Source organism: Methylobacterium sp. UNCCL125, from assembly GCF_900116795.1.
GTDB classification, from domain to species: Bacteria; Pseudomonadota; Alphaproteobacteria; order Rhizobiales; family Beijerinckiaceae; genus Methylobacterium; species Methylobacterium fujisawaense.
The window spans coordinates 106,188-125,454 of the sequence record NZ_FPBW01000011.1 but is presented as its reverse complement, the minus strand read 5'-3'; the positions used below and the strand labels follow the sequence as shown (position 1 = coordinate 125,454).

The 19,267-nt window shown below is 69.0% G+C and carries 14 protein-coding genes, 1 tRNA gene and 1 other RNA gene; 8 read left to right on the top strand and 8 right to left on the bottom strand.

All coding sequences use genetic code 11. The features are described from left to right. Window positions 1-37: 37 nt before the first annotated feature. From BM396_RS13185 to BM396_RS13170, 3 genes are all read left to right on the top strand, one after another. Window positions 38-1,900: a glycoside hydrolase family 15 protein gene (locus BM396_RS13185; RefSeq protein ID WP_043380641.1), complete on the top strand. Its 1,863-nt coding sequence runs from the start codon at window positions 38-40 to the stop codon at window positions 1,898-1,900. A 350-nt stretch (window positions 1,901-2,250) separates the two neighbouring features. Then, window positions 2,251-2,550, top strand: coding sequence for a hypothetical protein (locus BM396_RS13180; RefSeq protein ID WP_081948586.1), 300 nt, complete (start codon window positions 2,251-2,253; stop codon window positions 2,548-2,550). 548 nt (window positions 2,551-3,098) lie between these two features. Then, entirely contained in the window at window positions 3,099-4,211 is a 1,113-nt protein-coding gene (locus tag BM396_RS13170; protein WP_043380644.1) for a hypothetical protein, read from the top strand. Window positions 4,212-4,758: 547 nt separating this feature from the next. Here BM396_RS13170 and ssrA read toward each other — a convergent pair. From ssrA to BM396_RS13140, 6 genes are all read right to left on the bottom strand, one after another. After that, window positions 4,759-5,138, bottom strand: a transfer-messenger RNA (tmRNA) gene (gene ssrA, locus BM396_RS13165). Between the two features lie 204 nt (window positions 5,139-5,342). Then, window positions 5,343-5,627 carry a hypothetical protein gene (locus BM396_RS32160; RefSeq protein WP_139239485.1) on the bottom strand — a complete coding sequence of 95 codons (285 nt, stop codon included), beginning with the start codon at window positions 5,625-5,627 and terminating at the stop codon, window positions 5,343-5,345. Between the two features lie 205 nt (window positions 5,628-5,832). Then, on the bottom strand, window positions 5,833-6,108 hold the full coding sequence (locus BM396_RS13160; protein ID WP_158713269.1) for a hypothetical protein: 276 nt from the start codon (window positions 6,106-6,108) through the stop codon (window positions 5,833-5,835). 370 nt (window positions 6,109-6,478) lie between these two features. After that, window positions 6,479-6,554: transfer RNA gene (locus BM396_RS13150), tRNA-Lys, on the bottom strand. A gap of 100 nt (window positions 6,555-6,654) precedes the next feature. After that, window positions 6,655-8,220 (bottom strand): 2-isopropylmalate synthase, encoded by a 1,566-nt coding sequence (locus tag BM396_RS13145; RefSeq protein ID WP_043380649.1) that lies wholly within the window; start codon window positions 8,218-8,220, stop codon window positions 6,655-6,657. 341 nt (window positions 8,221-8,561) lie between these two features. Further along, window positions 8,562-9,359 carry a hypothetical protein gene (locus BM396_RS13140; protein ID WP_244538866.1) on the bottom strand — a complete coding sequence of 266 codons (798 nt, stop codon included), beginning with the start codon at window positions 9,357-9,359 and terminating at the stop codon, window positions 8,562-8,564. 281 nt (window positions 9,360-9,640) lie between these two features. On the opposite strand from BM396_RS13140, the gene BM396_RS13135 reads away from it, so the two are divergent. The 4 genes from BM396_RS13135 to ubiB all read left to right on the top strand — a co-directional run bounded on the left by BM396_RS13135 (window position 9,641) and on the right by ubiB (window position 14,072). Then, window positions 9,641-10,369, top strand: coding sequence for a carbonic anhydrase (locus BM396_RS13135; protein WP_043380652.1), 729 nt, complete (start codon window positions 9,641-9,643; stop codon window positions 10,367-10,369). Between the two features lie 100 nt (window positions 10,370-10,469). Next, complete coding sequence (leuB, locus tag BM396_RS13130) at window positions 10,470-11,579, top strand: 3-isopropylmalate dehydrogenase (protein ID WP_043380654.1); 1,110 nt, start codon at window positions 10,470-10,472, stop codon at window positions 11,577-11,579. Window positions 11,580-11,692: 113 nt separating this feature from the next. Then, on the top strand, window positions 11,693-12,478 hold the full coding sequence (ubiE, locus tag BM396_RS13125; RefSeq protein ID WP_043345890.1) for a bifunctional demethylmenaquinone methyltransferase/2-methoxy-6-polyprenyl-1,4-benzoquinol methylase UbiE: 786 nt from the start codon (window positions 11,693-11,695) through the stop codon (window positions 12,476-12,478). Window positions 12,479-12,509: 31 nt separating this feature from the next. After that, complete coding sequence (gene ubiB, locus BM396_RS13120) at window positions 12,510-14,072, top strand: 2-polyprenylphenol 6-hydroxylase (RefSeq protein WP_043380658.1); 1,563 nt, start codon at window positions 12,510-12,512, stop codon at window positions 14,070-14,072. 93 nt (window positions 14,073-14,165) lie between these two features. Here ubiB and BM396_RS13115 read toward each other — a convergent pair whose 3' ends face one another. Both BM396_RS13115 and zapE read right to left on the bottom strand, forming a co-directional pair. After that, entirely contained in the window at window positions 14,166-17,123 is a 2,958-nt protein-coding gene (locus BM396_RS13115) for a response regulator (RefSeq protein ID WP_043380661.1), read from the bottom strand. After that, on the bottom strand, window positions 17,120-18,352 hold the full coding sequence (gene zapE / locus BM396_RS13110) for a cell division protein ZapE (protein WP_043380664.1): 1,233 nt from the start codon (window positions 18,350-18,352) through the stop codon (window positions 17,120-17,122). Before zapE ends, BM396_RS13115 begins: the two co-directional genes overlap by 4 nt. Before the next feature lie 295 nt (window positions 18,353-18,647). Here zapE and BM396_RS13105 point away from each other — a divergent pair, with 295 nt between their 5' ends. Then, a complete protein-coding gene (locus BM396_RS13105) occupies window positions 18,648-19,241 on the top strand; it encodes a GNAT family N-acetyltransferase (protein ID WP_043353315.1) in 594 nt (197 codons plus the stop codon). The last annotated feature ends 26 nt before the right edge of the window (window positions 19,242-19,267 follow it).

Here is a 19,267-nt window from a genome sequence, read left to right as displayed (position 1 = left end):
CTGCCCGGCGGACCGGGTGCCGCCAGCCGGAAGCCCTGTGTCGAAGCCCATCAGCGATTACGCCCTCATCGGTGACACCCATTCCTGCGCGCTGATCGCCCGCGACGGATCGATCGACTGGCTGTGCTGGCCACGTCACGATTCGCCGGCCCTGTTCGTGAAGCTCCTCGACGACGACACGGGTGGCTCGTGCAGCGTCGCCTTCGACGGGCCGACCGAGGCCGTGCGCCGCTACCTGCCCGACACCAACATCCTGGAGACGACCTTCACGACGGCGACCGGCCGGGCGCGCCTCGTCGACCTGATGCCGGTCAACCCGCCGAGCCCGGAGCCCGACGAGGGCCCGGACGGCGAGAGCGAGAGCCGGCTGATCCGGCTGCTCACTTGCGAGCAGGGCCGGGTGACGGGCGCGTTCCGGGTGCGGCCGACCTTCGATTACGCGCGACGCCCCTGCACGCCCCTGATGGCGGGCGGATCCGTCCTGTTCGAGGCCGGAGACTGGCGTCTGCGCGTCAACGCGCAGCCCTGTCCCACCCTCGACGGGGATGCCGCCGAAGTGCGGTTCAGCCTGTCGGCCGGAGAGACCGCCTATCTGGTCCTGACCCATGGCGAGGATCAGGACGAGGCCTGCATCGAGGATTACGCCGGCGCCCGACGCCGTCTGGAGACCACCGCCGATTACTGGCGTCGCTGGTGCGCCCGCAGCACCTATCGCGGCGCCTACCGGGAGGCGGTGATGCGGTCCGCCCTGTGCCTGAAGCTGCTGACCTACTCGCCCTCGGGCGGGATCGTGGCCGCGGCCACCGCCGGTCTGCCCGAGGCGGTGCCGGGCAACCGCAACTACGACTACCGGTTCACCTGGATGCGGGACGCTGCCTTCACGGTCACCGCCTTCGTGATGCTGGGCTACGTCCGCGAGGCGTCCGAATTCCTGCGCTTCCTGCGCGAGCGCGACGGCACCTACGGGCGGGAGACCCGGCTGATGTACGGCATCGCCGACGGCATGCCGCCGGAGGAGGAGCTGAGCCATCTCGCGGGCTGGAACGGCGTGCGGCCGGTGGTGATCGGCAACGTCGCCGAGGCTCAGGACCAGCACGACATCTACGGCGAGTTGCTCCGGGCGCTGTGCATCTTCCTTGAGGCGGTGGACTACGACCCGCCCGAGAAGGTCAACGACCGCCTGCCGGAGGTGCTGCACAACCTCACCGCCCGCGCCATCCGTCACCGCCACGATGCGGATCACGGCATCTGGGAGCTGCGCACCGGGCCGCGCCAGCAGGTCCACACCAAGGCGATGATCTGGGTGGCCCTGAGGGACGCTGCCCGGATCGCCCGCAACATCGCGGGCGTGGCCGCGGAGACGATTGCCGAATGGGAGCGGATCGCAGCCGAGATCCGGGCGGAGTATCTCGAACAGGGCTGGAACGCGGAGAAGCAGGCTTATGTCGGCGCCTACGGCTCGCATCATCTCGATGCCGCGGTGTTGCGCGCGGCCCTGTTCGGCGCCCTCGATCCGACGGAGCCGCGCATGCGGGCGACCCTCGCGGCGGTCGAGCGGGAGCTCGGTGTCGGCGACCTGATCTATCGCTACCGCATGGAGGACGGCCTGGAGGGGGACGAGGGCACCTTCACGGCCTGCGCCTTCTGGCGGGTCGGCTGTCTCGCTCTCGGCGGACGGGCGGCCGAGGCCAAGGCCGCTTTCGAGCGGCTGATCGCCCGGGCCAACGATGTCGGGCTGCTCGCGGAGGAGATCGATCCGGCCACCGGGGCGCAGCGCGGGAACATGCCGCAGGGCTTCTCCCACATGGCCCTGATCAACGCGGCGCTGCGGCTCGAGAGCAGCATCGCGCGCTTCGGCGCCGACGATGGTGCCGATGCCATGGCCTCGGCGGCGGAATAGGGATCCGGATCTGCGATGGCACCCACCCGTTGGGCGGGAGGTTCGTCTCGACTTCCGCGTATGGGCGCGGATCGCGCTGGTGCCCCTCAGCCTGACGCCGCCGCGTCGGCGGTCCGCACCGATACGCCCTGCGATGCAGCCTCTCTCCGCCCTCCGGAGAGAGATGATGTCACGCGATGGACACCGGCCGCATCGGCCGGCAGATCAGCCCGGGTCCGGACCACATCCGGATCCGCGGGACCCGGACGGCGCCCCTGATCGGGCTGCCTCCGGGCCCAAGTGCACGGTCCCCTCGAACTTCGGGACATCTGGGCCGTTCCTGTGCCGCAGCACGCAGCACGGACACTTGTATGACCCGCACCACCATGGCCTTCGCCGGCGTCCTGAGCATCGTTCTGGCCGGCCCTGCCGTTGCCCAGGTGGTCACAGGAGGCGCCGGGAACACCGGTGTCGCCCCACCCGCGACGGTCGGCGGCGTCCCCCCCGGCACCCGGGATCTGGGCCCCAGCCCGATCACACGGGGGAACGAAGCCAATCCCAGCAACTCCTCGGTGCCGGGCACGACGCCAGATGTGAACATCGGCGGCACGCCCACCAGCGGGCCGCCCGGCACCGGGGGGACATCGGGCGGCCCATCGCTCGGTCGATAGCGGTGGGTGCTATCCCCGCTGCTGACCAGCAGATCTGTGAGGTGAAGGTGGGCGAGGCGTGGACGCCGGTTAGCCTCGCGGAGGCACGCGGATTGTACACGATGACCCCGAAGCGATGCCCGGCCTGCCATGGCCAAGTGATCGTCGCCGGGAGCTACACCGGTACCGGTCGTTTGAAGCTACAGCACCGCCGCGCGCATACCGGCTGCCCCCTGAGGCCTCAGGGCTATGTTGGGACGCCGTCACCGCACCCCCAGGCGCTGACCTGACGGCCAAGCCTCGGCCGTTCGCGCCTGTCACGGCCTAAACCGGCCTTCCGGGGCAAGGGGCGAACCGGGACCATCCGGGCTCGGCGCCGCAATTCGGCCGGTCCTCGGTGTGTCGAAAAGAGACGTCTCGCTTTCCGAGATGGCCGGGCCGATGTCCGCGCCCGTGAGCCTGTGGGCTGAGGCATGGCCAATCGCGCCGGCTGGCTTGGCTCCGGGGTCATGGTACCGGGTCGGCGATGCCGTAAATGGGTACGGCCTCTCTCGGACAGGGACCACCACATGATCCGTCGTCTGTTCATCGCGCTCGCGGCGTCCAGCCTTCTCGCCGTGCCTGCCCTCGGACTCGATACCTCCAAGTCTCCGTCCGGCGCCTTCAAGAACCTGGAGATCGGCGCTCAGCGTCTGAACGGTACGCAATCTCTTGCCGTCGACCCGATCGATAACCCGGCCGGAATCAATCAATCTTCATCCTACGGGGAGGCATATTCGGCCTTCGAGAACAAAATGGAAATGATGCACCTTTGGAACTGTTACGCCACCAAAGGAGGAACACATACACATCCGCCCGATAGCTACTTCGTGAGCAAGGTATGCGGCACTTTCGCGATGAAGCAGCGCGTCGGCTCCGGTCCGGCCTATGCCTTCAATACCATCCTCGGTATTGACCCCGGCGTTGGCGCACATGACAGCATTGGCCTGGAGGTCGACGTCAACAACAACAATATGGATTATGGAGTGCGCGGGCCGGGTGGCGAGAGCGGTGCAGTCGGTGCGGGGATCTACGTCTCGGGCAATGGTTCGAAAGCGCTCGGCTCGGGCCTGCTGATCAACTTGGCGCAGGGTCAGTTCAAGCTTCGTCGCGGCATCAGCATATATAACGGCACCGTAGCGACGAACACCTACGAAGATCTGACGAACTCCGGTGGATCCGGCATTTATCTCGGTGGCACAAAGATTTTTGGCATCGATATGGGCGCGATGATCGCGCGATCCGCTGCGCTGCATTTTGCTAGCGCTCACTCCATAGCGTGGCGCAACAATGCCAACACAGCCGATCTTAACCTGATCGGAAAAGACACCTCGGATCAGTTGATGCTCGGATATGGCAAGACGACCCGGATACAGGCTGCGGCCGATACCAACCTGCTGATGCGGGGGCCCGTGAGCCTTGCCGGTGGCTCTTCGATCACGTCGGCCAATGACGCGAACAGCGCTCTCAAGCAGCTGGAACTCGTGGCTTCAACTGTGCAAATTAGCTCGCCTTTGACGACCGCCGGGGCCGTCACCGCACCGGCATACAACACATCGACCGCGGCCGGTGTTTCATGCGCAGCCGGAACGGTCAGCCTCTCCACGCTCGTCGTGACGAACGGCATCATCACGCACTGCTAGATCGGGCCCCTCCCCGCCCTCCTCGCCAACCTGCCGCGGTCGACATGGCGGCGGCTTCCGAATGGCTGACCGCTCGTCGTCCTTCGCCGCCAGGAAGCCCGATTGTTCGGCCCGGGACACTGCTCTCGGCGATCGCCGCGGTGCTGCACGTGATCCTGAAGAGGGTAGCCGATGGCGTCGTGCCAGAGGGCTAGGGGAACGGGGCGGGCTGATCGATGGCGGTCGCGATCCGGATCGCCGGGCCGATCCGCGTCACCAAGCCCGACCCGAAGCCCGTCATCCAGATCATGCCAAACCACACGTGCGACGCGCTTCACGTCGCTGCCCGGACGCAGAGCCTCGGGGCTGAAGATCCGGATCCATTCCGGCGGGCCCCTGGTGGTATGGGCATCGGCTTCTTGGTCGCCGGATGGGCCGTGGATGAGCAGCGACCGCCGCCTGGCCGACATTCGGTCGCCAATGCCCGAGGCCCCGCCCTGGCTTCAGCCGCAGGGCCGATCGTCGTTCCTGGAAGAGAATTAGCGGGCCCCGAGGCCGAAGCCTCGGGTTCTGTTGCTAGGCGTGCCCACGCCCCGGAAGATTACGCCGCGAGGCGCATCTCCATGCCGACGTTGTCGTTGGCATTTAGAGTTTTGGTCAGGTGCTCGGAACGAGGGTTACCCGCGCCGAACCGGTCGAGTCCTTACCGAAAGCCGCATCTTACCCTGCCGAGGCAGGGCAGAACTCGCGATCCCTTTACCGTCCAGTCGAACCTGTTTCGCCCCCAGCAGAAGCACCCTGGCAGCGCGCTGTCCGCAACGCCGGACGCTCGCCCTCACCCCCGTGCGGTATCCGGGGCAGGATGCTTCTGGTGGAGGCGCCGGGTACCGCCCCCGGGTCCTGAAACGTTATTATGAACCGGTCATCAACCTCGCGGACACCTTACGCAGAAAGCGGCGCTCAGGTCTACTGGCCCACCGCCTGCCCTGGCCGGACGGCTCTGCCCTGACGTTTCAGTCCCCTGGCTCGACCGCGAACCGCGGGTCTGACCGGAACCGCCCGGGCCGGCCGTGCGTAGACGGGCCTCTGATCCTCAGCACGACCCACCTTGAACCGCCCGGCTCCGGCCGCGGCGGTTTTTTCGTCTCCGCATTACGGCATCTCTGCGACCTGAAACGTGCTCTGTATCGGCCACCGAAGCTTGACGCTTCCGACGATTACCTCGTCTCGCGAGATCAATCGGTACTCAGGAATTATCTGAGGCCACACCGCAGGATCTGCCGAGATCTGTAGCCCCTCAATCAAGAAGGTGTGCAGCCCTTTTCCAGAAGCGTGATCGTTAAATTCGATATAGAAATCGGTGTTAAGTCCTGCGCGACCAATCAGTTGCTTTAGGACATCTACCGCTTTTACAATCTCTGCCGCAATATTGCTCATCCTAGCCTCCACTAGGTTCTCCTAACGCAACCTCAGGTAAGTGTCTATTGGCCGGGGCGATTAAAATGACACGTGACGGGCCGCGTTGCCCGGCCGTCACATCATTTGTCTCTATTGCAACGGCAATACGGGCTTAATGTCAGATACCGTACATTCAACTTGGCCTTGAGCCCCGCCGGCACCGCCGCGCGGGGCTTTTTCGTGCTCAGACGTCCGGCCCCCAGACCTTCACTTGCGATCCGAACACGTGCTTGAAGTGCTCGCTGACCTCGCGCAGCGGCACAGCGATGACGATGGAATGATCCGCGCTGAAATGGACGACCGTCGTGGCCTTCGGGCCGGACTCGATGAACCGAACCTGGTGCGGGTTGATCTCGGCAACGCCGGAGCCGTCAGCGGACGTGTAGATGTTAAAGCGGATACCGATAGTTTCCTTCATCGCAGACCTCAGGTTGGCAAACGGGCGGGCCTTCTGCTCCAACCCGCGCCAGGGATCGAGGCCGCGCCGTGCGCGCCCTACGCTTAGCCGCATCAATCTCGGCGAGGTGCTCGCGGCCGGCTTCGGTGATGAACCACGCTGGGACCTTGCGCCCTGGTCCGCGCGCGGGCCGAGACACGACGAGCCCGAGCTTCCGAAGGATCGGCATCACTGACGCATAGGCCTCGTGCCGCAGTCCCTGCGGATAGAGCAGGCAAGAGCGGAGGGCGGCGACCTGTCGGCCGCGGACCGGCGCGATCGGTTCGGAAGGCATCGATGGGGAGCGCTCAGCGACGAGTTGCCTACCGGCTCGCCCTGCTTAGTATGTGCTTAGTAGGAAGCCCCGTCACTAATCGCGGGAGGGGCTAAGTCTTGGTGGGCGCACTAGGGTTCGAACCTAGGACCCGCTGATTAAGAGTCAGCTGCTCTACCAACTGAGCTATGCGCCCGATCGCGTCTGCGACCGCCCGGTGGCCACCAAGTCCGTCCGGGGTGACGGGCTGATACCAACGCGGCCGGGGGGTGTCCACCCCCCGCCGCAGCTTTTTCTCATTCCGCCGCCGCATGCTGTGCATGCACGCGCACCGAATGGGCCGAGAGCTTGTTCAGCGCCGAGAGATACGCCTTCGCGGACGCGACCAGCGTGTCGGGATCGGCACCGCGGGCCGTGACGCTGCGCTCGCCGTCCCGCAGGCGCACCGAGACCTCGGCCTGGGCATCCGTGCCGCCGGTCACGGCATGGACCTGATAGAGTTCCAGCTGCGCCTGATGCGGGACCAGCGCCGAGATCGCGTTGAAGACCGCATCCACCGGCCCGTTGCCGTCCGCCTCCTCGATCCGCGTGCCGGCCTCGTCGGCGATGCGCAAGGTCGCGCGCTGCGGCCCGCGGGTGCCGGCGATCACCGACAGAGAGACCAGCCGGATGCGGTCGTGGGCCGTGGCGAGGTTCTCGTCGACCAGCGCCTCGATATCCTCGTCGTAGACGTTCTTCTTGCGGTCGGCCAAAGCCTTGAACCGGTCGAAGGCGTCCTGGAACTGGTTGTCAGACAGGTGCAGGCCGAGATCCTCCAGCTTGGAGCGGAACGCCGCCCGGCCCGAGTGCTTGCCCATTACCAGGGAGGTCTTCGTCAGCCCCACCGAGGCCGGCGTCATGATCTCGTAGGTCTCGGCGTTCTTGAGCATGCCGTCCTGGTGGATGCCGCTCTCGTGGGCGAAGGCGTTGCGGCCGACGATCGCCTTGTTGAACTGCACCGGGAAGTTCGTGGCGTGACTCACGAGCTTCGAGGCGCGGGTCAGCATGGTCGATTCGACCCCCGTCTCGTAGGGCAGCACGTCCGCGCGGGTGCGCAGGGCCATCACGATCTCTTCCAGCGCCGCGTTGCCGGCCCGCTCCCCGATGCCGTTGATCGTGCATTCGACCTGCCGGGCGCCCCCCTCGATGCCCGCCAGGGAGTTGGCGATCGCGAGACCCAGGTCGTTGTGGCAATGGACCGAGAACACCGCCTTGTCGGCGTTCGGCACGCGCTCACGCACATTCGCGAACATGTCGCGGTACTCGGAGGGCGTGGCGTAGCCCACCGTGTCGGGGAGATTGATCGTCGTGGCGCCGGCCTTGATCGCCGCCTCGACGCAGCGGCACAGATAGTCGAGGGGCGTGCGCGTCGCGTCCATGGCCGACCATTCCACGTCCTCCACGAGGTCGCGGGCCTGGGCCACGGTCTTCAGGATGATCTCGACGACCTCGTCCTGGCTCTTGCGCATCTGGTGCGCGAGGTGGATCGGCGAGGTCGACACGAAGGTGTGGATCCGCGCCCGCTGGGCATGGCGCACCGCCTCGCCGGCCCGGGCGATGTCGGCGGGAATCGCGCGGGCGAGCCCCGCGATGGTGGCGCGCTTGGTCCGCCGCGCGATCTCCGACACGGCCTCGAAATCGCCGTTCGACGCGATGGGAAAGCCGGCCTCGATGATGTCGACGCCCATCGTATCGAGCAACTCGGCCACCGCGAGCTTCTCGTCGAAGGTCATGGTGGCGCCGGGGCATTGCTCGCCGTCGCGCAGCGTGGTGTCGAAGATCACGATGCGGTCGCGGGCGGAGGTGGTGTTCGTCGTGGTCATGGCATTACCCTGTCGCGGGCCGCCCGGCTCGAGATGGCGCGGCGCGGCGTGGTGCCCTCGCGGGCGGATTCGCGAATGGAAGAACTCCCCTGAAGGCCCAGGCGCGCGCCCGGACGGCCCTCAGGGGCGGGTAAGCAGAAGCGGAAGAGCAAGCCCGGCGCGGCGCGCGCGCGACCGCGGCGCCGTCATGGCGGCGCGGGCGATCTCGGGCGCTGAGCCGGCTCTGGCCAAGGCTCGTCTCTCCTGTCGGCGACCCACGCCGGATGGTCTCACGGCGCGGTGCAGCCCGTAGGTATCCCCGGAACGGCCGGAACACAAGCGAGCGCCGCGCACCCGGTGGATCAGGAGGTGCAGGCACAGTCCGGAACCCGTCCGGCCGGCGGATCCGCGAGAACCGCCGCCGCCAGATCGTCGTAGAACAGCATCTGTCCGGCGGCCCAGTCCTCGAATTCCGCCAGTACTGTCGGATCGAAAAAGCTCAGGCGGCTGTCGGCGATCCGGATCCATCCGGCCGCCTCCGCCTCGGCGAGCAGGTTGCCGACATGCGCCCGGGACACGTCCAGCCGCTCGGCGAGGCCGCGCAGGCTGAGCGGCGCGGCCGGCGGCGCCCCGGGAATCGTGGCGGCGTAGTGGGCGCCGACGAGGGCGGCGAGCAGCGGGTAGCCGCAATCCCGGCCGGCGAAATGCAGCACCCGGGGGAACGGCGCGATGAGCGTCCCGTGCCGCAGCACATGGGCCGCCGACCGGCGGACGAGTTCCCCGAGCCGGCCGGGCCCGTCGAGTCGTGCCGCGCGGCCCGGATCGCGACCCGCGACGGCGTCCATGGCGACGACGAACAGGCGCCCGGACCGGCCGATCTCGGTCACCAGGGCCGGCGAGGCCTGCAGGCATTTCACGCGTGCGTCATCCGGATCCGCCACCGCCGTGACGAACCGCCCGGCCTTCAGGGTCGACACGAAACCGGCCGTCTGCCGGTGGCTCAGTCCGACCATCGCCTGGAGCGCCGTCAGGGTCGGACGGGGGCCGCCATGGTGGCGCCACGCGTAGTCGTTGTGGATCAGCATGAACGAGACCACGTAGCGCCCGATCTGATTGAGCAGCTTGTGACTCGGCCAAACAATCTGCGACGGCTCGATCATCCCCTGGCAGTAACCGGCGACCGCCCGACGGAAATCGCGCTCGGACCGAAGCAGAGCGATACGGCCCCGAAAATGATCGTCCAACATCCGCGCCTCGCAGCAGCCGGATCCATGCCTTCGGGATGCCCGGCGCAGCCCCTTCGGTCCAGTATTTCCTGCAAAGTTTGGACTCGGCGGTGAAGATCCGCAGGGGATACGATCCGGATTGCTCGGCCCGCTGCTGCCGGGACGAGCGGCTCGCCGGGCTCGGCCGGCAAGGACGACGAAGGGGACCGCCAAGCGTGTGCGATCTGCATCGACCCTCCCTCTCACGGCGACTCTCACGGCGCGGCCTGTTGACGGCCGTCGCCGTCGGCACCCTGGCCGGCGCGTCCGCACCGCCGTTTCGCGCCGAAGCGGCCTCCGACGGGGCTCGGTCGAAGGCCATCACGCCCGAGGAGGCTCTGGCTCGGCTGCTCGACGGCAACGGCCGCTACGCGGCCAACGCGCCCGCCAACAGGGATTTTTCGGCCGGTCGCGCGGCGCGGGCCGCGGCTCAGCATCCGATCGCCTGCATCGTCGGCTGCGCCGATGCCCGGGTCGCCCCGGACTTCATCTTCGACCAGGGACCGGGCGACCTGTTCGTCGTCCGCGTCGCCGGCAACTTCGTCAACACCGACGGCCTCGCCAGCCTCGAATACGGCGTGTCCGTCCTGGGCGCCCCGTTGATCCTGGTCCTCGGCCATTCCGAATGCGGGGCGGTGAAGGCGACGATCGACGTCATGCGGACCAAGGCGGTGCTTCCCGGCCATCTCCCGGTGCTGGTCGACGCGATTCGGCCCGCGGTCGATCTGGCCGCGAAGGCCCGGGCGCAGGATCCTCTCGCCGAGGCCATCGCCCAGAACGTCCGGCACACCGTCGGACGGCTGGAGCAGTCCGGGCCGATCATCGCGGAGGCCGTCGCCGCCCAGCGGGTGAAGGTCGTGGGCGGCGTCTACGACATCGCCACCGGCAAGGTCGCGCTCCTCTGAGAGGACGAAGGCGCATCGACGATCGGGCCGGCGCCTTGCCAATGACGGGCCAGCCTCGATAAAGCCCGCCGGCACGTCGAGACCAACCCGCGAGACCGTCATGGCCAGCTACAAGCTCCTGCTCCTCCCCGGCGACGGGATCGGTCCGGAGGTGGCGGCCGGCATGCAGGTCGTGCTCGAGGCGCTCAAGGAGACCGGTCTCGCGACCTTCGAGACCGAGACCGACCTCGTCGGCGGCTGCGCGCTGGATGCCCATGGCAGCCCGCTCGCCGACGCGACCCTGCAGCGCGCCAAGGATGCGGACGCGATCCTGCTCGGCGCGGTCGGTGGGCCGAAATGGGCCGGCGTCGCCTACGAGAACCGCCCGGAGGCCGGCCTGCTGCGCCTGCGCAAGGAACTCGACCTCTTCGCCAACCTCCGTCCGGCGATCTGCTACCCGGCCCTGGCCGAAGCCTCGGCCCTGAAGAGGGAACTGGTCGAGGGCCTCGACATCATGATCGTCCGGGAGCTCACCGGCGGCGTCTATTTCGGCGAGCCGAAGGAGATCACCGTGCTGGAGGACGGCTCCAAGCGGGCGGTGGATACCCAGGTCTACACCACGGCCGAGATCGAGCGGATCGCCCATGTGGCCTTCGACCTCGCGGGCAAGCGCTCGGGACGGGTCGCCTCCGCCGAGAAGCACAACGTGATGAAGTCCGGTGTCCTCTGGAAGGAGGTCGTCACCAAGGTCCATGCGGAGCACTATGCCGACCTCCAGCTGGAGCACATCCTGGCCGACAACTGCGCCATGCAGCTGGTGCGCCGGCCGAAGCAGTTCGACGTGCTGGTGACCGACAACCTGTTCGGCGACGTGCTCTCCGACATCGCCGCCATGCTCACCGGTTCCCTCGGCATGCTGCCCTCCGCCTCGCTCGGTGCGGTCGATGCGGGCGGCCTGCGGCGCGCGCTGTACGAGCCGGTCCACGGCTCGGCCCCGGACATCGCCGGCCAGGACAAGGCGAACCCGATCGCCATGATCGGCTCGCTCGCCATGTGCCTGCGCTATTCCTTCGGCCTCGGCGACGCCGCCGACGCCCTCGACGGCGCCATCACCGACGCCCTGTCGGGCGGTGCGCGCACCGCCGACATCGCCGGCGAGGGCACGAACCCGATAGGCACCCGGGCCATGGCGGCGGCGGTGGCGGACGCGCTCCGCGCGCGCGTCGGCTGAGACAGGACTTCGGCGCGTCTCAGCATCGGGGTCGGTCCCCAGCCGCGTGTTTCGACGCATGGCGGCCGGGCCCGACCTTCGCTATGACGCGCCCATCGAGGAATGGGAGCGTCATGAAGGCCGGAAACGGGGCGTCTGAGCGCGCGAGCGCGGATTTCGGCTTCGAGCGCGTGGCGCTCGACGAGAAGCAGGGGCGCGTCGACAGCGTCTTCCACTCGGTCGCCCGCCGCTACGACATCATGAACGACCTGATGTCGGCGGGCCTGCACCGGGCCTGGAAGGCGCAGCTCGTCTCGATGCTGCGGCCCTCCCAGAACCGGGCCTTCGCGCATCTTGACGTCGCCGGCGGCACCGGCGACGTGGCCTTCCGGGTCCTGGCCGCGGGCGGCCCTCGCACCCGGGTCACGGTTCTCGACATCAACGAGTCGATGCTGCGCGTCGGCGCGGAGCGGGCCCGGGAGCGCAAGCTCGACGAGGCCGGCGACCGGATCGCGTTCGTGACCGGGAACGCCGAGGCGTTGCCCCTGCCGGACGCGACCTTCGACGCCTACACGATCGCCTTCGGCATCCGGAACGTGCCGCGGATCGAGACGGCGCTCGCCGAGGCGCGGCGGGTGCTGAAGCCGGGCGGGCGCTTCCTCTGCCTGGAATTCTCCGCCGTCGACATCCCGCTGCTCGACCGGATCTACGACGCCTATTCCTTCAACGTGATCCCGCGCATCGGCGCCCGGGTCGCCGGGGACGCGGAATCCTATCGCTACCTCGTGGAATCGATCCGGAAGTTTCCGACGCGCGGCGCCTTCGCGGGCATGATCGAGCGTGCCGGCTTCCGGCACGTCACCGACCGGCCGCTCACGGGCGGGATCGTGGCGATCCATTCGGGCTGGAAGGTCTCTTGACCGCCGCCGTGCGCGACGGGAGCCAGCACCGGTGATCAGCGCCGCCATCAACCTGTTCCGCGGCGCGCGGGTCGGCTTCGTGCTGGCCCGCGAGGGCGCCCTCGCCTTCGCCGATCCCGCGGAGCTGCCGCCGCATCTGCGGCTCGCCCTGCGGCTCGGCCGCTCCCTCGAGCGGCCGGGTCTCGACGACGGCGCCGCTCGGCTTTCGGCGGCCATGACCCGCCTCGGCCCGTCCTACGTCAAGTTCGGGCAGTTCCTGGCGACGCGGCCCGACATCGTCGGCATGCGGGCAGCCTTCGACCTGGAGAAGCTGCAGGACCGGGTGCCGCCCTTCCCGCAGGAGGTCGCGCTCCGCACCGTCGAGACGGCGCTCGGCAAGCCGGTCAGTCAGCTCTTCGTGTCGTTCAGCGAACCGATCGCCGCCGCCTCCATCGCGCAGGTCCACAAGGCGATCGTCCAGGATGCGGACGGCACGCAGCGCGCGCTGGCTGTGAAGGTGATGCGGCCGGGCGTCCGCGAGCGCTTCATGCGCGACCTCGAGGTCATGCGCTTCATGGCCCAGGTGGTGCACGCCCTGTCCCCGCAGGCGGAGCGGCTGCGTCCCCGCGAAGTCGTGGAGATCCTCGCCCGCTCGGTGCTGATGGAGATGGATTTCCGCCTGGAGGCGGCCGCCGCTTCCGAGCTCGCTGAGAACACCAAGGACGACCTCGACTTCCGCGTGCCGAAGCCCGAATGGGAGCTGACCGCCCGCGAGGTGCTGTCGGCCGAGTGGATCGAGGGCACCCGCCTGCACAGCGCGGCGGAGATCGCCGCCCAGGGGCACGACCCGCAGACCATCGGGCGGACCGTCATCCAGAGCTTCCTGCGGCACGCGATCCGTGACGGCTTCTTCCACGCCGACATGCACCAGGGGAACCTGCTGGTGGACGCCGAGGGCCGCCTGGTGGCGGTGGATTTCGGCATCATGGGCCGCCTGGGCCCGAACGAGCGCCGGTTCCTCGCCGAGATCCTGCTCGGCTTCATCCTGCGCGACTATCGCCGGGTGGCGAAGGTCCATTTCGAGGCGGGCTACGTGCCGGCCCACCATTCCGTGGAGGATTTCGCGCAGGCGATCCGGGCGATCGGCGAGCCGATCCACCAGCGCCGGGCCGACGAGATCTCGATGGCCAAGGTCCTGACCCTGCTGTTCGACGTCACGGCCCTGTTCGACATGAGCACCCGCACCGAGCTGGTGATGCTCCAGAAGACCATGGTGGTGGTGGAGGGCGTCGCCCGCTCCCTCGACCCGCGGCTCGACATGTGGACCACGGCCGAGCCGGTCGTGCGCGCCTGGATCGCCCGCAACATGGGCCCGGTCGGCCGGGCGCAGAGCGGCCTGGAGGCCCTGCGGGTGGTCTCCGACGTGGTCGGCGACATTCCGGATCTCGCCATGCGGTTGAAGCGCGTGCTGGTGCGCCTCGACGAGGCCGGAACGGGCGATGCCCGCCGCCTGGAGCGCTTCGCCCGCAACGAACGCTATCGGGCGATCTGGTCGACGCTGGCTCTCTGGGCGATTGCCGCCGGGGCGCTGATGCTGGCGTTCCGCGGGGGGTGAACCCGCATCGCGGTTCCACGCGACGGGGGTGATCGCACGGTCTCGTCGCGCGCTGCCGGGTCGGCTCGCCCGGCTCGTGTTGCGGTTTCCCGGTCAGTCCGCGCCGTCCATCGTCGGGACCAGGGCCCGCAATTCCCGGGCAAGTTCGCCGAGACCGGTCGATCCCTTGGCGAGCACCCGGTCGGCCTGACCGGCCAGTCGGCGCCGATCCTCGGCCGTGATGTCCTTGGCGGTGAGCACGACCACCGGCACGTCGCGGCTGTCCGGGCGCGCCCGGAGCGCCCGCAGGAAGGCGAAGCCGTCCATCTCGGGCATCATCAGATCCAGCAGGATCAGGCACGGCCGTTCCGATTCGAGGGTCGCGAGGGCGCGCAGGCCGTTCTCGGCCTCGCGCACCGGGAAGCCCTCGCGCTCGAGATAGGCGCAGACATGGCCCCGAACGTCCGCCTCGTCCTCGACGACGAGGATCGGCCCGCTACCGGCCGAAGGCCGGAAGCGGTCGACGATCTGGCGCAGACTTCCCCAGTCGATCGGCTTCTGCAGGTAGTCGGTGGCGCCGAGCGAGAAGGCGAGGTTCTGCTCGTCCAGGACCGTCACCATCACGATCGGTGTCGCGCCGATCTCGGGATCGGCGCGCATGGCCCGCAGCACTGCCCAGCCGTCCATCTGCGGCATGGTCACATCGAGGAGCACCGCTCGCGGGTGCAGGCTGCGGGCGAGATCGAGCCCCCGCCGCCCGTCCTCGGCGACCGTTACCGAGAAGCCCTCGCGCTCCAGGAAGCGGGCGAGCAGATCCCGGGTCGCGGCGTCGTCGTCGATCACCAAGATGGTTCCGCGTTCGCCGGGACTGGCGGCGCTGTCCGCATCCGCTTCCTCCGCCGCACCGGTCTCGAAGCGGACCGGCAGGGTCAGCGTGAAGGTGGTGCCCTCCCCTTGCCGGCTCTCCACGGCGATCGCGCCGCCCAGCATCTCGGCGAAGGCACGGGTGATCGCGAGGCCGAGCCCGGTCCCGCCGAAGCGGCGCGTCGTCGAGGCGTCGGCCTGGGTAAAGCGCTCGAACAGCCGCCCCACCTGCTCCGGTGTCATCCCGATCCCGGTATCGGTCACGGAGAAGCGCATCGTCGTGTCGACCCGGGCGACCGACAGGGTGATCCGGCCGTTCTCGGTGAACTTCGCGGCGTTGCTCAAGAGATTGATCAGGCACTGGCGCAGCTTGGTGACGTCGGTGTGGGCGCTGCCCAGATCCGCCTCCAGCGCCAGCGCCAGGGTGTTGCCCTTCTTGGCGATCAGACCTTCGACCGTGACGGCGACCTCCTGCACCACGGTGGCGACGTCGAAATCCTCGGCGTAGACCTCGACCCGGTCGGCCTCGATCTTGGAGATGTCGAGCACGTCGTTGATCAGGCCGAGGAGGTGCCGGGCGTTGGTCTCGATCTTTTTCATGTCGGCGACCAAGTCGGCCTCGCCGATATCCTCCAGCTCCTCCTGCACCATCTCGGAATAGCCGATCACCGCCGAGAGCGGGGTGCGCAACTCGTGGCTCATATTGGCCAGGAACTGGCTCTTGGCGGCGTTGGCGGCCTCTGCGGCGGCGCGGGCCGCCTCGATGGCGGCCTCGGCCTCCTTGCGCTCGGTGATGTCCGTATGGGTCCCGACCCATTCGCGCAGGGTGCCGTCGGATTCGAGGATCGGAACGGCGCGCACGCTCATGTGCCGGTATGCCCCGGAGGCCGCGCGGATCCGGTGCTCCGTCGCGTAGGGCTCCAGGCTGCTCAGGGCACGGGACCACGCGGCCCGGGTGTGCGGGCGATCCTCGGGATGGACCGCATCCAGGAAGCCGAGCCCTGCATAGGCGGCCTCATCCTGACCGGTGAAGCGGCTCCAGGCCACCTGGCGTCGGTGCAGGCTGCCCTCCGGGTTGGCGGTCCAGACGATGGCCGCGCTGGCCTCGATCAGCGAACGGAACCGCTCCTCGCTGCGACGCAGACGGGCCTCGGCCAAATGGCGGATGGTCTCGTCGACCACGACGAGGCCGACGCCCTCCACGTTCTCATCGGTCGCGGCGCTCTCCACGCCCCGGAGCGGGTAGAAGCTCATCGAGAAGTGGCGGACACCGCCGGGAGCGGAGGGAGCCGGCACGGCCACCGGGACGTTCGGCGAGACCAGGCCGTCCTTCAGGGCCGCGGCGAGCTTCAGGGCGAGTTCTTCCCGGAGGGTCGGAAGCATGGCCCAGATCGGCGCGCCGAGATCGGCCCCGAAGCCGCGTTCGCTCATCGTGGCGAGCGCCCGGTTCATGTGCCGGATCTTCAGGTCGCGGTCGAGGAAGCCGAGGCCCACCGGCGCGTTGGCGAGCACGCCGTCGAGCAGGCGCGACATGCGCAAGGATTCCTGCCGGCGCACCAGAGCGAGGCGGGCGAGCAGCACGATCGCGCCCAGCGCCGCCGCCCCCGAGAGCAGGAACAGCAGGAGCCCGCGCCAACCCTCGATCGCCTGAAGGGTGGCGAGACGCTCCAGCGTCGCGGCCTGACGGGCCGCCGCCTCGGCGCGGATCGCGTCCATCAGCTGCTTGCCTTCGCCGGTGCGGACCAGCTCGATGGCCGGCTCGAACCCCTGATTGCGCCGCGCCGCCACGACCCGGGCCGCGAAGTCCCGCTTCTGCGCGATCAGTCCGGCGAGCGAGGGGCCGCCGGCGCGGACCGGATCCTGCGCGGCCGAGCCGAGGCCGGCGAGTTCCGTCTCGATCTTGGTGAGGGCGCTCGTGTAGGGGGTGAGGTAATCCTCGCTGCCGACCAGGACGAAGCCCCGCTCGCTCGTCTCCAGGTCCTTCACCTCGGAGATCAGGCGCTCGATCCCGGCGACGGTGTCGTTCGCGTGGGCCGTCGCGGTCCGGTCGGCCTCGCCGGTGAGGTAGTTCGCCGTGCCGCTGCCCAGGGCGACGACCAGCAGGACGAACGCCGCCGGGGAGCCCAGGAGCCAGCCGAGCGGGCCGGCGCTGCGCCAGTTCCGCCGACGCAAGGAGAAGATCGATCCGACGCGAGACGGGGCGCTCACGTCTCCACCAGCCCGGTGCTGGCACCCGACGCCTCGGAATCGGGCCGGCCGTGCGGCTGGGCGAGGTATTCCCGCGACCGCATCTCGATGAGGCGCGAGACGGTCCGGTCGAACTCGAAGGCCTCGCGGCCGCTCTCGGCGGTGTAGAGCTCCTGCGCGTCGGCGTCCGCGGAGGCCACGAGCTTCACGTGCCGGTCGTAGAGCGTGTCGACCAGCGTGATGAAGCGCTTGGCCTCGTTCCGGTCCGCCTCTGCCATGACCGGGATCCCGTCCAGAATGACCGTGTGGTAGGCGCGGGCGAGCGCCATGTAGTCGGAGGCGCCGAGCGGCTTGCGGCAGAGATCGTCGAAACCGAACCGGGCCACGCCGGTCGCCTGCTCGGGGACCTCCACGGCCCGGCCGTGAACCGTGACCGTCGCCGGAAGGCCCCGGACCTTTCCGGTCAGTCCCTTGAAGGCGGCGTCGAGGGCGGCGCGCGCCTTGGCGTCGGCGGGAACGTGATAGACGGCCGCGCCGCCGAGCTTCTCCAGTCGGAAGTCGGTACGGGCGTCGAGCCGGACGACGTCCACGCGCTCCTTCAGGGTCGCGACGAACGGCAGGAACAGCGCCCGGTTCAGCCCGCACTCGTAAAGCCTGTCCGGCTCGACGTTCGAGGTTGCGACGATCGTGACGCCCCGCCGGAACAGGTGGTTGAACAGGCGACCCAGGATCATCGCGTCGGCGATGTCGGTGACGGTGAACTCGTCGAAGCACAGCAATGTCGCCTCGTCGGCGAGCTGGTCGGCCACCGGCCCAATCGGGTCGTCGCCCTTGACGGTGCCGGCCTTGAGCGCCTGCCGGTAGGCGTGGATGCGTTCGTGTGCGTCAGCCAGGAAGCCGTGGAAATGGACCCGCCGCTTCGGCTCGGGGGCCGCCTCGTGGAACAGGTCCATCAGCATGGTCTTCCCGCGCCCGACCGAGCCCCAGACGTACAGGCCCCGGATCGGTTCGGCTTCGTCCTTGCGCCGGAACAGCCAGCCGAGGGCGCTCGTCTTGCTGGCGCGCTTGCGACGCTGCAGGTCCAGGACCAGGCGGTCGAGGGCGCGCACCAGATGCCCCTGGGCCGGATCGCGCTCGATCGCCCCGGTGGCGACCAGGGCCTCGTAGCGCTCGTGGACCGGCCCAGGCGAGACCGCGCTGGCCCGCGCCGCCGGCGACGGGGCGATGTGCTTGCCGGATCTGTCGTTCACGCCGCCGGTTCCTCGCTGCTGGTCGCGGCACCGGTTCGGCACCCCCCGCGCCCGCGTCGGCGGTCAACGACCCGGGACCTGTTCCAGTGCCGCGCAAGCTCGGCCTGAATCAACCCCGCGGCTGAACAGTCGCAGGAAAGCGTCCCATCGGCCCTGCGCATGGCAGATCCGCGGAGGGTCAGCCAAGCGTTTCGCTGCATTGCACAACGACTTTGAGGATGCGAGATCCGCTCCGTCTTTGGGAGGAGCGTCCGGATCTCCCTGCGCGGCACCGCGCACGAACCGGAGCTTCATCATGGCGGCACAAGCCCTCGAGGGTCTGGCCCACACCGTCCGCCGTCTGTGGCCGGCCGACCGCACGGCGGTCCTGAACTATTTCCTGCGGCTGGATCCGGAGACCCGGGCGAGCCGCTTCATGGGCAATGTCAGCGAGGCCGGGGTCCGGGCCTACGCCACGCAGGTCCTGATCGCCGAGGGCGTGATGTACGGCGCGTTCGTGGGCGGCGCGCTGCGCGGCCTCGGCGAATTGCGGCCCATGGGACCGGGTGCCTCGCGCTACGTCCTGGGGCCGCATGCCGAGGCGGCCTTCGCGGTGGAGCGGGCATTCCGTCGGCGCGGCATCGGCGCCGCCCTGTTCGCGCGGATCGCGCGCTCGGCGCGGCATCGCGGCGTCGTCGATCTGCACGTGCGCTGCCTGTCGGGGAACGGACCGATGCTGCGGCTCGCGGCCAAGCACGGGGCGGCCCTCCAGCACGAGGGGCGTGAGATCGAGGGCGCCCTCCACCTCGCGCGTCCGACGCCGTTCTCCCTCTGGTACGAAGGGATCGCGGAGGCTTTCGACTTCACCCTGGCGGCAAGCTTTCCGGAGCAGATGCGGCCCCCAGCCTGAATCCGCGAGCGCCGTCCACGCGGAGA

Bases quoted from the DNA above. Each gene is read 5' to 3' on its own strand.
- BM396_RS13145 (WP_043380649.1), bottom strand. From the start codon at position 8,220: ATGACCACGACGAACACCACCTCCGCCCGCGACCGCATCGTGATCTTC.
- BM396_RS32160 (WP_139239485.1), bottom strand. From the start codon at position 5,627: ATGAGCAATATTGCGGCAGAGATTGTAAAAGCGGTAGATGTCCTAAAG.
- leuB (WP_043380654.1), top strand. From the start codon at position 10,470: ATGGCCAGCTACAAGCTCCTGCTCCTCCCCGGCGACGGGATCGGTCCG.
- BM396_RS13180 (WP_081948586.1), top strand. From the start codon at position 2,251: ATGACCCGCACCACCATGGCCTTCGCCGGCGTCCTGAGCATCGTTCTG.
- BM396_RS13140 (WP_244538866.1), bottom strand. From the start codon at position 9,359: ATGATCGAGCCGTCGCAGATTGTTTGGCCGAGTCACAAGCTGCTCAAT.
- ubiE (WP_043345890.1), top strand. From the start codon at position 11,693: ATGAAGGCCGGAAACGGGGCGTCTGAGCGCGCGAGCGCGGATTTCGGC.
- BM396_RS13170 (WP_043380644.1), top strand. From the start codon at position 3,099: ATGATCCGTCGTCTGTTCATCGCGCTCGCGGCGTCCAGCCTTCTCGCC.
- BM396_RS13105 (WP_043353315.1), top strand. From the start codon at position 18,648: ATGGCGGCACAAGCCCTCGAGGGTCTGGCCCACACCGTCCGCCGTCTG.